Source organism: Halorubrum trapanicum (genome assembly GCF_017873555.1).
In the GTDB taxonomy this organism is placed as follows: Archaea; Halobacteriota; Halobacteria; order Halobacteriales; family Haloferacaceae; genus Halorubrum; species Halorubrum trapanicum.
Window position 1 is genome coordinate 19289 of record NZ_JAGGKE010000015.1, and the last position, 11865, is coordinate 31153.

Below are 11865 nucleotides of genomic sequence, written 5' to 3' on the forward strand. Positions count from 1 at the left end.
GCTGCGTCAATTGTCTTCTGCGCGAATTTCGCTGGCCCGATCTTTGAGCCGGCGAAGAATCGGGATCCGTTGCTGATTCGCATTCTCGTAGGCGACGCAGGCTCGCAGCGTCTCCATGTCATGAATCGTCGCGATACCAGCATTGATGAGACGGGTATTTGGCGGTTCGAGACGCTGTTTCGGTGTGAGAGCGTCTGATTCGACGGATAGATCTGACGAATCGCTCATTTTTGTTCGCCTCCGCTCTCTCAAGGCGGCAACAAACAGCGGCCAGGCCCCTCCCAGTCGAAGAAATCTCCTGTCAGAACTCCACGTCAGTTTGGCGGTAGTTCGCGTCAGTGTCGACGCTGTCGTACATACGGCCGAGCATGTCGAGCGCTGACTGGAAGTGCGCGTAGTGCTCGTTTGCGAACGCCACAGTTTCTTCGAGTGGGATGACAGGCCGTCCGTCGACCATCTCGGCCTCGATCTGTGGCCGCGGCTTGAGTACCACCTGTATCGAACCATCGAGGTCGGCAGCAGGCAGGCGTTCTTCCGCAGTCGGGATTTCGAACCGATCGAAGAACGCCGTCCAGGCATCGAGGTCAGACTCGTGGACGGCGATGAACAGCGGATAGTCCTCTGGGTCGCGAGCGACCTGGTAGCCACCGCGAGTCCAGACGTAGACCGCATCGATGCCAGTGTATGCATACTCCATCCCCGTGAACTGCGGGAGGACATAGGCTTCTGAGATCGACGGCGGCGAGATGTCCGCTGACGCTGTCAGGAACTCGAGACCGGCGTCTCGGAGCGTCTGATCGATGAGATGAAGCCCATCGTCGTACGCGACGTATCCCGCCTCCTCGAGGCTATTCACGACGCGACGGATCGTCTCCCGGTTCTCGTCGATCTTCCGCGCGACGCCTGAGATGGAATCGCCTGGATCAAGCGCGAGGATAACCTTGAGTTCCTTCTCACCGCACACTTCGTACATCCTGCGGCTACACAATTCTGTGCAATAGTCAAAAAAGTACTATTCGTGTGGGTCGGCTGGCTGGATCTGGCGAGTGTCCTCAGCGAGGTCGTGGATATACTCGCGGAGGGTTTCCATATCCTCGCGGGCGTCTTCGAGCGTCTTACCCTTCACTTTGGCCGTGATCTTGTCTTGATCGCGGGTGCCAGTACCGCGAGTGAGTTTGACGGTGAGTGAGACGCCGACATCGCTTCGCTCGACGTACTCGGTTGGCACCTGACGCTCACGGTTCTGTTGCGATTCTGAGTCCACACGAGGCTGCTGAGTGTGTTCTGACATTGATTGCGCTCTGTGATCGTTAGTTGACGGACGGTGCGACTGGGTCGTCGACTATCTCATGAAGGGTAGCATCTATCTCGCGTCCGGTGAGTCGCCAGCAGCCGTCGGGTCCTGTACACTCTAGCTGGCTCACTACTTCGGTCTTGAACGCCTTGTACTCCGCAAGCGCTACCTCCTCATCGTCGGTGTAATCGAGCAGGAGGGCGAGTGCGAGTTGGGCCGGCCCGCTGCCACCATATCCCCATTCGAAGCCCGAAGGACTGTGATTCGCCAGCTCGAGACTCCGCTCTGGCGTGAGCTGTTGTTGGTCTGATTGCTTCTCGACGATGGCGCGGCCTCGACGACGGTAACCGACGTAGATGACGTCGGGATCAGCCGTGGTCCGTGACTGTACGTGTGAGCGTGGGTCGCTGATTCCACTCATAGGTTGGTTCGCGGGAGGCTCGTTTGATCACCCCCGCACCCCTCTCGGGGGTTCATAAACAGGACGGCGAAGCGTTCGGCAACGTATTTGACAGTTGCAACGTACTGTCCAGGTATATCGGAATGGCTGTACTGGACGACCTCTCGGGATTCGAGTTCGAGGACTTGATGGAGGACGTCTTCCGGAACCTCGGCTACGAAAACGTCCGCCAGGCCGAGCGGACGGCCGACGAGGGGCGCGACGTCATCATGGAGGAGATCGTCGACGGCACGCGACGGGCGATCATCGTCGAGTGCAAGCACACCGGGACGGTCGGCCGGCCGGTCGTCCAGAAGCTGCACTCGGCCATCGCGACGTTCGACTTCGACGGCCCGAAGCGAGGGATGGTCGCCACCACAGGTCGATTTACGAACCCTGCCGAGGAGTACGCAGATCGGCTCCAGCGGAACGATGATCCCTTTCCCATCGAGCTGATCGACGGCGAGGACCTCCGGGAGATCGCCGACGAGATCGGTCTCGATCTCTACAACGGCCGCATCGAGATCCTCTGTGACGAGACGCTCCGGCCGTACGACCCGGCGGCGGATGTCGACGCACCTGTCCAGGAGGCGTTCCGCGACATCGAGAACATCGAGGCTGCGGATCTGCCGGTGCCGCACTCGCAAGTGACGTTCCGACCGGTGGTTGCGATCACCGCCGACACGAACGCTGTATTCGAGACCTCCGTCGGTGTCATCCACCGGATCAACGACCGCACACAGTTCGTTGTCCACGCTGAACGCGGCCATCCGAAGGTGGCCAACGACGATGTCGCGACGCTGGTCACCGAGAACTTCCACGCGACGGTTCCCCTCGATAGCGGGCAGTTTACCGAGGTATTCGACGACGTCGATGAGCGCCGGTTCGGCCAGACCCAAACGGAGTACAAGGAGTGGGCTGTTGACCGCCTCCAGGACTACCACACGACGACAGTGACCTACACCGGCGACAATAACGTCACGTACAACAAGACGTGTGAGCCGAATCTCTCGGACATCTCAGTGCAATCGATTGAGCCGGTGTATCTACCTGAGGTTCGACAGACGACCGACCTCGGAGAGTACACCTATCCCTACGAGTACTACGCGGCAGGGCCGTCCAGAGTGACCGAAGAGGACGGCATCCATCGGTGCGTCCACTGCGAGACGAGTGGCGTCGACGAGACGTACACCTACTGTCCGAACTGCGGGGCGATCGCCTGCGACACCCACAGCAAGACCGAACGGCTCGAAGGGGAGCCGGTCTGTACCGGCTGTGCGGTGACCGAACGGTTCGCGCTGAAGACGAAGTACTTCTACGACGAACAGAATCTCGAGGCGTTCCGCGAGGAGTACGCCGAGATGCCGATCCACGAGAAGGCGATGGAGAACAAGCTGCTGGCTGGCGGGAGCGTGGTTGCGACGCTGCTGCTCGTCGTCGGACTACTCGTGATCGGCGGCATCATCTAACCCGTCGCAATTTTCCGCTAGGCTGCGGGGTTACTGTTAGGAGACTCCGTACTGCTCTTTGAGTGCCATATATTCGTCCTTCTTTGGGAGGATGACTGGCAGATCATCTGTCCTGTCGAAGTCGCCCCGAAGTGGCCGATACAACGCTTTCATAGTGGATTCCAGGTCGTACCACCGTGCGGTCTCGACGAGTGTCTCCTGATCGATGTCCTCCGCCTCGATCAGTAGCATCGAATAGCTGACGCGCCGGGATCCGCTATCCAGAAGGAGCGTATGGCATACGACTTCAGCAGGCGTTAGCTCCTCGTCCGGAGCATACCAGAACGGAGGCTCGCCGGCGAGGAAAAACTGTAGACCATACGCTGCAAACCGGCCCAGTCCGGTCATCTCCCAGTCCGGAGCTGCTTGGAGTGCGTCCGTATCCTCGTCGGTCTGCAGGCGAACGAGTGCTCGCTTCGGATCGCACCACGCGATCGTGGCACTGGGGGCGATTTCCCGGACTCGTGCTCGATGTTCGTGTTCTACGGCGGCCTGAGCGAACGCCAACAGCGGCGAGACCTCGTCATGAAGGGCGTACTTCGGATCGGATCTGGAGAGTAGTGCTCGGTGCTTGAGCGGCGATAACGCGCTGTGGACGCCTTGTCGAGTGATTCCGAGCCGGTCTGCGATATCAGCGATGTAACGTGGTCTATCGAGATACCAACACACGCGGAGTGTGGCTGGGGAGAGCAGTTCCGTCCAGTCCACGTGGCTGAACTCCGACTGCAGCGTTCGATACGCTTCGGCGACGGGATGTTCCGCGATGCGGACACGACGCTGATTGCTGGACCCACGGGTTTCTGTGAGCATTCCCCCTGCGAGCAATTCGTCGAGTACGTCGTACAGATGTTCTCGTGAATATCCGGTTTCGGTCGCGAGTTCCTCCGGTGTTGCTTCACGGCCGGTCCTCAGCGCGTCAAGCACAGCGAGTCCGGCCTTCGAAATCATCTGGGTCTTTCTAAATCCTAAATATATAAATACGATTTGGGATTTTACTTGACGATAGCTTCGTCCCGAACCAGTTCTGCGAGCGCGTCCTCGAGCGACCCGTGGAACTGCCAGCTCGCCTGCTCGAAGGCCTCGTCGGTCGGGCCGTCCCAGCGGGGGAACGCGGAGTGACCGCTCACTTTGACGGTCCACTCGGTCGGCTCGTCGAACGGGTTCTCCGTCGGGAGTTCGACGACGTAGAGGTACTCCTCGTCGCCGTGGATGCCGTCGGCCGGATTCTCGACGCCGTGGCCCAGCAGGAACAGCGGCTGGTCGAGATGCTCCATATTGGATGGCTCAAGGAGATCCGCTGGCTGAGCCGCGTCGATCGTTCGCTCTGGGTCGCCATCCAGATAGAGGTCGACCGTCGAGAGCTTGTCGAGGAACACGAAGGTCGCCGCCGTGTAGCCCGGTCCGCGTTCGGCGCGGGTCGCATCGAGCAGCTCTTTCAGCTGTGCGAGATCTCGGAGGACGCTCCCCGGGTAGCCGTCCGAATGCCGGTACACCTGCGCGACGCGGTCGGCGCTGCCATCTGTCTCATCGGTCTGTTCGACTCGTTGGACGAATCGGAGTTGGCTCCGTGTCGACATCGGTACTCGCCGGCGCGTGTGCGCCGGCACCCATCGCCGGCGCTGAAACAACACCACACAGTCGTAGCGGGATTGCAATCCGTTACGCGAGATGTGACACCTCGTCTGGTTCCTCCACGTCGTCGAATTCACCACGCTCGACCGGCTCCCAATCCTCCCCAGGTGCTGGACTCCACCAGTCGACTTTGTAGGCCCCCGGTGCCCCGAGGATTTTCACCCGTGCCGAGCCGTCAGGCAGGTCGCGACGGAGCTTCTCGTCGACGTGAAGGTTCCACGTCGAGTCGGTATCGAAGCACGCGAGCACAGCCTCCTCGTAGCCACGGTTTTTCTCGGGACTCTCGGAGGACGACTTGCGTGTTACAGTTCTTGCAGAACACTCCCTCGAAGGGAATGTGGGTGAACACTTCCTGCCCGCAGACGGGGCACCAGAGGAACTCGAACAGTGCCTCGCTGTGTCGGTCGAGTACTTCGAGACTCATTGTTGGACCGACCCGGTTCGACCGGGTCACTCTCTCCGCCCCGGCCGAAAAACACCCTGCGTGTGTACGTTCTCAGCGTTCAGGGCCGTAGACGATGCGCGATGGGGCTTCGTACCCACAGTCCGGGCAGTCGTACCAACGCTGTACCGTCGCTCCATCAGCTGTCTTCTCGCCGACGAGAACGTCATCGTTCGGACACTCCGGACAGCTCAGTTCGGGCGCTGGCCGCTCCCGAAGTGCATCTCGGAACGTCGTCGCCTCCTTCGTCTCGAAGCCTCGCGACCAGACCGGGTAGCCGTCGACGAGGATCGCCCCGCGCCACTTGTACCGGTATGAGTCCGGCGTCCGGTGTAGGACGGCGCGTGCTCCGGTCTCGGTGTTCCGATACGCGAGTGTTGGTGTACGACTCTCCCGGGACCAATTGGTGATTCTGGGCATTGTCAGTCAGAAGTGAACGTCTGCGGGGACGATCCAGAGCGTCTGGCTGTCCTCGTCTTCCTCGAGGACACGATCGAGCTGATCGCGGTGGCGAATCCCCATCGCGTGCTGGTCGTACATCGGGACTGATGGTCCCTCGTAGGCGCCGACCTGATGGAACGCATGTCGGGCGAGATCCTCGTCGCGCATGATCGCCTCGTCGCTGAGCTCGTCGAGCGCCTCCTTCACCCGGTCGAGATTCCGCTGAAACTCCTCTTTCGTGGCCTTCCAAGCCCGGTCGATCAGTTCACCACCCTCCTCTGAGTTTATCGGTGCTGCCGTCGGCAGATCTCCCCAGCGAGCCTTCCCGGCGACCGTCGTATCCTCCTCGTCGAAAGTACAGTAGTAATCAAACACGGCGCAGCCGTGGGGATTCGCCCCGACGAGACGGTCGAAGACTGCTTTCCCTTCGACCAGAGCGTCGTGCCGTGTCGGTGCCTCGACTAACGCGTAGATGACCATATGCATCTTTGTTCACCTCGGAGCGCCGACTCACCGGGCGCTGCTCGGCTTTGTCTGCTCGGTGCGCCGGCACCCATCGCCGGCGCTCGAAAAACCTCGCTTCGGGAGACCGCGTTCAGGAATCGGCAGTCTGCTCGACGGTGATCGTCAGGTCGCCCGACTCGTAGTCGGCCTCGAAGTCGGTGCTGAACGCGTCGGAGTCGTAGGCGGCGTGGTAGGCACGGTGCAGTTCGAGCGACCCGGTCGCCTTGAAGTGGAAGAACGCGGCCGCCGTGTAGGGTTGGCTCTGGGTTTCGATCTGCGTCTCGACAGAGGCCGGGAGCGCGATTTGTGGTGTGTCCGTATCGATACTCGTAGCGAACGCCTTCGCTTCCTCGACGGTCGCCTGCGAATGTGCGGGTGTCTCGCCGGTGAGCACGTTTACCGGCGTCTCGGTATCGTCAGTGAACAGGACATCGTGGAAGGTGCGCGTCCCGAGGACTGCGTCGGGACTTAACTCGCAATCGTGGAGTGGATCGTCGTCTGGATTCTCGGGCATCAAATCAGAGCCTGCGGTGGGGCTCAGTCTCTACTGCCCCAGACAAACTGCAAATTGTCTCGATAGAGCGCAGGAAAGTCGCGAAAGAGGAGCGTCCTGCCCGCACTTCCCGCCGCAGAGTCAGGTGTCGGAGAACCGATCGGGCTCGATTCGCGACAACCGCATCGCGTTCCCGGTGACACCGAGGCTCATCCCCATATCACCGACAACGACCGCCAACGCAACGCTGACCAGCCCCAGTGGCACGCCCAGCGCGAGCAGGAACTTCACGCCGAGACTCGCCCAGATGTTCTGCCGGATCACCCCGTTGGCCGTATGCGACAGGTCGTACAGGTACGGGAGTTTCCCGACGTCGTCGCCCATCAACGCAATATCGGCCGTCTCGAGAGCGGTGTCGGTGCCGGCCGCGCCCATCGCGATGCCGACCTCCGCGGTGGCGAGCGCGGGCGCGTCGTTGATGCCGTCACCGACCATCGCGACATCACCGTACTCTGCCTGTAACTCCTCGACAGCGTCGACCTTCTCGTCGGGCAGGAGTTCTGCGCGATACTCGTCGACCCCGACCTGCTCGGCGATTGCGCGGGCGGTGCCCTCGTTGTCGCCGGTGAGCATCACCACGCGCTCGACGCCCAGCTCGTGCAGGCGTTCGACGGCCCGCTTCGAGGCCGGGCGAACCTCGTCGGCGATGGCGATCGCACCCAGCAGTTTCGACTCCGTCCCGACGATAACGACAGTCTTGCCCTCCCGCTCCAGCGCGGAGAGGGCATCCTCGGCGAACGCCCCGTTCTCGCCCTCGGTCGCCTCTTCCGTCATAACGCCGCCGTCCGTCTCGCGGCGTGCCCGAGCGAGGTCGAAGCCCAGTTCCTCGAAGAGCGCGGGCTTGCCCGCATAGTACGTCTCGCCGCCGATCTCGCCGCGGATGCCCTTCCCAGTGAGGCTCTCGAAACCCGTCGGGTCGGGCAGGTTGCCCACGCCCGCCTCCTCAGCACGGGCGAGAATCGCCGTAGCAATGGGATGCTCACTGCGCTGCTCCAGCCCAGCGGCGCGACGGAGCAGATCGTCCTCCGTAGTGTCACCCACCGGAACGACGTCGGTGACGGCGAGTTCGCCCTTGGTGAGCGTCCCGGTCTTGTCGACGGCGACGGCGTCGACCTCGCCCATCGCTTCCAGGTAATTTCCGCCCTTGATCAGGACGCCGTTCTTCGCGGCGCTCGTGATGCCCGACACCACCGAGACGGGTGTGGAGATGACGAACGCACACGGGCAGGCGATCACCAGCAGCGTGAGCCCACGGATGAACCACGTCTGCCAGTCGCCCGCGAAGGTGAACCCGTAACCGGCTAGGTCCACCGCCACCGGATCAGCGATAACCAGCGGCGGGATAGCGGCGGTCAGGATTGCCAGCACGACGACGAGGGGTGTGTAGTAGCCGGAGAAGCTGTCGACGAACTGCTCAGACTCGGTCTTCTTCGCCTGTGCGCCCTGTACCATTTCGATAATACGCGAGAGCGTCGAATCGCCAGCGGTCGAGGTGACCTCTACCTCGAGGTACCCCTCTTCGTTGATCGCGCCGGCGTACACCTCGTCGCCGGTGGTCTTGTCGACGGGGACGCTCTCGCCCGTGATCGGCGACTGGTCGACTGCACTCTCGCCTTCGATGACCGTCCCGTCGAGCGGAATCTTGTCGCCAGGGCGGACGACGACGGTCTCGCCAACGTCGACCTCCTCGACGGAAACGGTCACTTCCTCACCATCGCGACGGACGGTCGCCTCGTCGGGCGAGAGTTCCATCAGCTCGCGCAGAGAATCCCGTGCCCTGTCCATCGCATAGTCCTCGAGCAGTTCGGCGATGCTGAACAGGACGGCCAGCGTCGCGGCCTCGACGAAGTAGCCGATGCCGGTTGCGGCGATGATCGCTGTCCCCATCAGGAGGTCGATGTCGAGGCTTCGGTTCTTCGCGGAGTAGTACCCGCTGCGGACGACCGGGATGCCACTGGCCGCGACGGCACCGAGGAACAGGACATCTGCGATGTGTAGCGGGTAGTCGAGGATGCTCGCTATCGCGACGTTCTGGCCGGTGAGAAGGAACTCGAAGACTAGACCAAGGATGACGAACGCTGCGCCGAGCCACGTCTTCTTCGCGCGAGAACTCGTCCAGACCTCCGAAGGTGGCGCGATATCGACGCCGTCGGCAGACTCGTCGGTTTCGTCGTCTGCTCCGCCGATCACGTCATAGCCGGCGGCTTCGATCGCCGCGACGACGTCGGCTTTGGTAGTCCGGTCCGGATCGTACTTGATGGTAGCTGTCCCGGTGGTCGGCTGGAGCGTGGCCTCAACGACGCCGTCGACGCGCTGGAGGCTCTTGTCGACTTTTTGCGCACACGACGGACAGTCCATCTCGGGGACCGTGAGACGGGCAGTCAACTCCCGCTGCCCGCCGCCGTTCGGTGGTCCCGCTGTATCCACATCGGAATTCTCTGTCATCACCTCACGGTAGGAGCGGGAGTTCGATATGTCTTTGTTGGAATATTCCAACCGCGGTGTCAGTGCGATGCCAGCCGTTCTTCCGCTACCCGCTCGCCGGCGACGTGTTGCTTCGCCAAATGTTCTTCCGCCCGACGGAGCCGGTAGGTAAGTGTTGACCGAGGCACGTCGAGATGCTCGGCCAACTCGCCGACATCGACCTCGCGGGGCGACTCGTAGTAGCCGTGTTCGACGGCGGCTTGGAGGGCGGCTTCCTGCGCCGGGGGTAATCCGCTCGGTGTTTCGTCGCTTCCTCCAGCTGCTGTCGTCGTGTCCGCGGTGCGGAGCATCTCCATCTGAGCGCATTCTTCGACGGCAACCTCGAGGGAGTCGAAGAATGCCGCCACGTCGCCGTCGCCCGAGTGGATGAGTCGCCACGTGTAGTGGCGGCCCTCATGACGGGTCTCGAACAGCACGCCGTCCCCGAGATGGTCGCGGGCGATGTGGGGAACCGAGGCGCAGGTGGGGGTTCGCTCCCAGTCGGAGTAGAGGACGAGCGTGTCGTCCGTGCGGTCAAGGACGCGGGTGGTCTGGGTGGCGCCGCAGTCCTCGGTGGCGAGACAGTCGGCGTAGTAGTCGCTGTTTCGAAACGCGTCCTCGATGGCGTCGAGTGCGTCCGGAGTGCCGGTGGCATGGTCGACTCGCCAAAGTTGGTCGGCAGTCGCGTGCAACGAAAGCGAGCGGACACGGGCGTCGGGGTAGTCGGCAAGGGCATCCGCCACCCTATTGCACCCCGGCTCGTATTCGAGGGCGAAGACGAGTTCGCGCATACCCCGTCTACGGCCTCCTCCGACATAACCAATGGCACGGGACTACGTCTACTGGTGAGCATCAGATCACGTCGTTCGGGTCGTGGACCTCCTGCATTCGCTGCGCTTCGGCCGCGTATTGGTCCTGGAGATCGGGGTCATCAACCGTGCCGAGATTGCCGGGCCCCGCATCGACTGCCGCTGTCGTATCTCGAATATCGGTGAAGGACGTGAGTGCCCGCTCTTTCCGATAATACTGTTTGCCGTCGGGTGTCGCGTAGGTGAGGATGATTAGGTTCTGTTCATCATCGGAGTAGGTACGTTCGACGAGCCATACTCGCACCTCGTCATCAGCCCGATCTGACATATCCAGACGTTCGTGGGGACTCAGAAAGGGATTGGCGTTATAATCGGTCGACTGACGCAGTTTTCGACGGTGATTCACCACCAGGGATGCGCAGTTCCTGGCGCTCGCCGACCCACTCGCCGAGCTTCTGTGTGAGGTACTGGCGAGCGGTCGACTGGGTGAACACACCCTTGTCGAGCATATCGCCGACGACGTCTTTGAGGGCCGCGAACTGTCCCTGCAGGTGGCCGTCGCCGACCGGCTCGCCGTCGTACCAGCGCACCGTCGCGAGCGCGCCGTTCCCGACCGTCTCTCCCTGTTCGACTGTCTCCGAGTCGTACTGGAGGCCGAACCATAGTGTCCGGTAGGCGGCTACCTCGAATGTCGTCGACACCACGAAGAACGCCTCGTGGTGGAGATAGTCGAGATGGTCCGCGACGATCTCGTCGAGGGTAAGCCCGGTGGCGCAGGGCTTCGGCTCGACGACCGTCGACGGGCGATCTTCACCGGCGAGGTAGCCATCGACGGCATCTACCTCGAGGCCATCGGCCAGTTCCGCCAGCAGCTGTTTCGCCCACTTCGAGTCGGTGTCGTCGCCACCGAACGGTGTTTCAGCCGATATTCGGTGCTTGAGCTTGAGATTCGCTGCACCCCAATGAGAGTAGTGGAGCGTGTACTGTCCGTCAGTTCGTTCGTACGCAACGAGTGCGCGGTGGCCCATTGAACAATCACCTCGGAGGACGACCCACGACTGGATCGCCCCGCACCCCTCCCGGGGGACGAACAACGCTACTCGTCGATCGGGTCGGGGAAACTGAGGTCCGCGTACAGGACCTCACCGTCGCGGATGATGTACCGTTTGGCCAGCACGGGAAAGCGGCACTTGGTAAATCCGGCTGTCTGGATGTCGAATTCTTCGTCCGGTTCGAGATATTCTGCGAGCGACCGGAGGAACTCGTGGGTGACGATGCCACCGTCGTAGTCAGGAAGCCCGTTCTCACGAGCCTCGTACACGTCGAAGCTGTCGTAGCCCCAGATGATCAGTTCGCCGTCGTCGTCCACCTCCCAGTTGAGCGTCCCGAAGCAGTGGTTCTCACAGAGTTCGCGGACTGCCTGTGGATCCGATACGAGCGCGCCGGTCGATGTCGTTGCGGCTTGGAGTGTTGCCATGGGTTGTTCTCGGGAGCGGTCTCGCGCCCCCGCACCCCTTCAAGGGGGCGAACAACCGCTCACGCTGTGACGGCCACAGGATACTGCGTTGCCGACGCGTCGTGCTGTCAGGATTCTTCTTTAGCGTCACCGTCCCTCGTCGTATTCGGTTGGGTGAGAACATCCACCTGCTCGAGGAGCGTCGTCGCGGTGCTAATTCGCTCTCGATCAGCGGGCCCCAATTGGTCGGCGTCGATACTGGAGAGGCTGCTAAGCGCGCGGTGGAGTCGATAGCCTGGGGTGTCTCGTGGGTCCATGTGTGCG

Annotated in this window: 16 protein-coding genes and 1 pseudogene; 1 reads left to right on the top strand and 16 read right to left on the bottom strand. The window is 62.0% G+C overall.

Annotated elements, in window-relative coordinates:
* Window positions 1-6: 6 nt before the first annotated feature.
* From J2744_RS13730 to J2744_RS13745, 4 genes are all read right to left on the bottom strand, one after another.
* A complete protein-coding gene (locus J2744_RS13730; protein WP_128904651.1) occupies window positions 7-228 on the bottom strand; it encodes a hypothetical protein in 222 nt (73 codons plus the stop codon).
* 73 nt (window positions 229-301) lie between these two features.
* Window positions 302-973 carry an IclR family transcriptional regulator gene (locus J2744_RS13735; protein ID WP_128904650.1) on the bottom strand — a complete coding sequence of 224 codons (672 nt, stop codon included), beginning with the start codon at window positions 971-973 and terminating at the stop codon, window positions 302-304.
* A gap of 39 nt (window positions 974-1012) precedes the next feature.
* Window positions 1013-1291 (bottom strand): DUF7389 domain-containing protein, encoded by a 279-nt coding sequence (locus J2744_RS13740; RefSeq protein WP_128904649.1) that lies wholly within the window; start codon window positions 1289-1291, stop codon window positions 1013-1015.
* Window positions 1292-1310: 19 nt separating this feature from the next.
* The gene (locus J2744_RS13745; RefSeq protein WP_210113826.1) at window positions 1311-1715 is read right to left on the bottom strand and encodes a DUF6166 domain-containing protein; all 405 of its coding nucleotides are present in this window, start codon (window positions 1713-1715) and stop codon (window positions 1311-1313) included.
* Between the two features lie 122 nt (window positions 1716-1837).
* Between J2744_RS13745 and J2744_RS13750 the strand changes: the two genes are divergently transcribed.
* On the top strand, window positions 1838-3202 hold the full coding sequence (locus J2744_RS13750) for a restriction endonuclease (protein ID WP_210113827.1): 1365 nt from the start codon (window positions 1838-1840) through the stop codon (window positions 3200-3202).
* 36 nt (window positions 3203-3238) lie between these two features.
* Here J2744_RS13750 and J2744_RS13755 read toward each other — a convergent pair whose 3' ends face one another.
* The 12 genes and pseudogenes from J2744_RS13755 to J2744_RS15365 all read right to left on the bottom strand — a co-directional run bounded on the left by J2744_RS13755 (window position 3239) and on the right by J2744_RS15365 (window position 11858).
* Entirely contained in the window at window positions 3239-4189 is a 951-nt protein-coding gene (locus tag J2744_RS13755; protein WP_210113828.1) for a helix-turn-helix transcriptional regulator, read from the bottom strand.
* A 44-nt stretch (window positions 4190-4233) separates the two neighbouring features.
* Window positions 4234-4818, bottom strand: a complete 585-nt coding sequence (locus J2744_RS13760) for a hypothetical protein (protein WP_210113829.1) — start codon at window positions 4816-4818, stop codon at window positions 4234-4236.
* 82 nt (window positions 4819-4900) lie between these two features.
* Window positions 4901-5297 (bottom strand): annotated as a pseudogene (locus tag J2744_RS13765) (DUF7567 family protein).
* A 72-nt stretch (window positions 5298-5369) separates the two neighbouring features.
* The gene (locus J2744_RS13770) at window positions 5370-5735 is read right to left on the bottom strand and encodes a DUF7568 family protein (RefSeq protein ID WP_210113830.1); all 366 of its coding nucleotides are present in this window, start codon (window positions 5733-5735) and stop codon (window positions 5370-5372) included.
* Window positions 5736-5741: 6 nt separating this feature from the next.
* Complete coding sequence (locus J2744_RS13775; RefSeq protein ID WP_210113831.1) at window positions 5742-6242, bottom strand: PX domain-containing protein; 501 nt, start codon at window positions 6240-6242, stop codon at window positions 5742-5744.
* A gap of 109 nt (window positions 6243-6351) precedes the next feature.
* Window positions 6352-6774: a hypothetical protein gene (locus J2744_RS13780; RefSeq protein WP_011222452.1), complete on the bottom strand. Its 423-nt coding sequence runs from the start codon at window positions 6772-6774 to the stop codon at window positions 6352-6354.
* Between the two features lie 120 nt (window positions 6775-6894).
* The gene (locus J2744_RS13785; protein WP_011222451.1) at window positions 6895-9258 is read right to left on the bottom strand and encodes a heavy metal translocating P-type ATPase; all 2364 of its coding nucleotides are present in this window, start codon (window positions 9256-9258) and stop codon (window positions 6895-6897) included.
* Between the two features lie 59 nt (window positions 9259-9317).
* Window positions 9318-10067, bottom strand: coding sequence for a helix-turn-helix domain-containing protein (locus tag J2744_RS13790; protein WP_004594502.1), 750 nt, complete (start codon window positions 10065-10067; stop codon window positions 9318-9320).
* 61 nt (window positions 10068-10128) lie between these two features.
* A complete protein-coding gene (locus J2744_RS13795; protein ID WP_004594503.1) occupies window positions 10129-10413 on the bottom strand; it encodes a hypothetical protein in 285 nt (94 codons plus the stop codon).
* Between the two features lie 37 nt (window positions 10414-10450).
* Window positions 10451-11113: a DUF6735 family protein gene (locus J2744_RS13800; RefSeq protein ID WP_210113832.1), complete on the bottom strand. Its 663-nt coding sequence runs from the start codon at window positions 11111-11113 to the stop codon at window positions 10451-10453.
* Window positions 11114-11181: 68 nt separating this feature from the next.
* Window positions 11182-11562 carry a hypothetical protein gene (locus J2744_RS13805; RefSeq protein ID WP_210113833.1) on the bottom strand — a complete coding sequence of 127 codons (381 nt, stop codon included), beginning with the start codon at window positions 11560-11562 and terminating at the stop codon, window positions 11182-11184.
* A 107-nt stretch (window positions 11563-11669) separates the two neighbouring features.
* Window positions 11670-11858, bottom strand: a complete 189-nt coding sequence (locus J2744_RS15365) for a hypothetical protein (RefSeq protein ID WP_233340876.1) — start codon at window positions 11856-11858, stop codon at window positions 11670-11672.
* Window positions 11859-11865: the final 7 nt, after the last annotated feature.

Coding starts and splice junctions, on each gene's coding strand:
- J2744_RS13730 (WP_128904651.1), bottom strand. CDS start 228: ATGAGCGATTCGTCAGATCTATCCGTCGAATCAGACGCTCTCACACCG.
- J2744_RS13735 (WP_128904650.1), bottom strand. CDS start 973: ATGTACGAAGTGTGCGGTGAGAAGGAACTCAAGGTTATCCTCGCGCTT.
- J2744_RS13740 (WP_128904649.1), bottom strand. CDS start 1,291: ATGTCAGAACACACTCAGCAGCCTCGTGTGGACTCAGAATCGCAACAG.
- J2744_RS13745 (WP_210113826.1), bottom strand. CDS start 1,715: ATGAGTGGAATCAGCGACCCACGCTCACACGTACAGTCACGGACCACG.
- J2744_RS13750 (WP_210113827.1), top strand. CDS start 1,838: ATGGCTGTACTGGACGACCTCTCGGGATTCGAGTTCGAGGACTTGATG.
- J2744_RS13755 (WP_210113828.1), bottom strand. CDS start 4,189: ATGATTTCGAAGGCCGGACTCGCTGTGCTTGACGCGCTGAGGACCGGC.
- J2744_RS13760 (WP_210113829.1), bottom strand. CDS start 4,818: ATGTCGACACGGAGCCAACTCCGATTCGTCCAACGAGTCGAACAGACC.
- J2744_RS13770 (WP_210113830.1), bottom strand. CDS start 5,735: ATGCCCAGAATCACCAATTGGTCCCGGGAGAGTCGTACACCAACACTC.
- J2744_RS13775 (WP_210113831.1), bottom strand. CDS start 6,242: ATGCATATGGTCATCTACGCGTTAGTCGAGGCACCGACACGGCACGAC.
- J2744_RS13780 (WP_011222452.1), bottom strand. CDS start 6,774: ATGCCCGAGAATCCAGACGACGATCCACTCCACGATTGCGAGTTAAGT.
- J2744_RS13785 (WP_011222451.1), bottom strand. CDS start 9,258: ATGACAGAGAATTCCGATGTGGATACAGCGGGACCACCGAACGGCGGC.
- J2744_RS13790 (WP_004594502.1), bottom strand. CDS start 10,067: ATGCGCGAACTCGTCTTCGCCCTCGAATACGAGCCGGGGTGCAATAGG.
- J2744_RS13795 (WP_004594503.1), bottom strand. CDS start 10,413: ATGTCAGATCGGGCTGATGACGAGGTGCGAGTATGGCTCGTCGAACGT.
- J2744_RS13800 (WP_210113832.1), bottom strand. CDS start 11,113: ATGGGCCACCGCGCACTCGTTGCGTACGAACGAACTGACGGACAGTAC.
- J2744_RS13805 (WP_210113833.1), bottom strand. CDS start 11,562: ATGGCAACACTCCAAGCCGCAACGACATCGACCGGCGCGCTCGTATCG.
- J2744_RS15365 (WP_233340876.1), bottom strand. CDS start 11,858: ATGGACCCACGAGACACCCCAGGCTATCGACTCCACCGCGCGCTTAGC.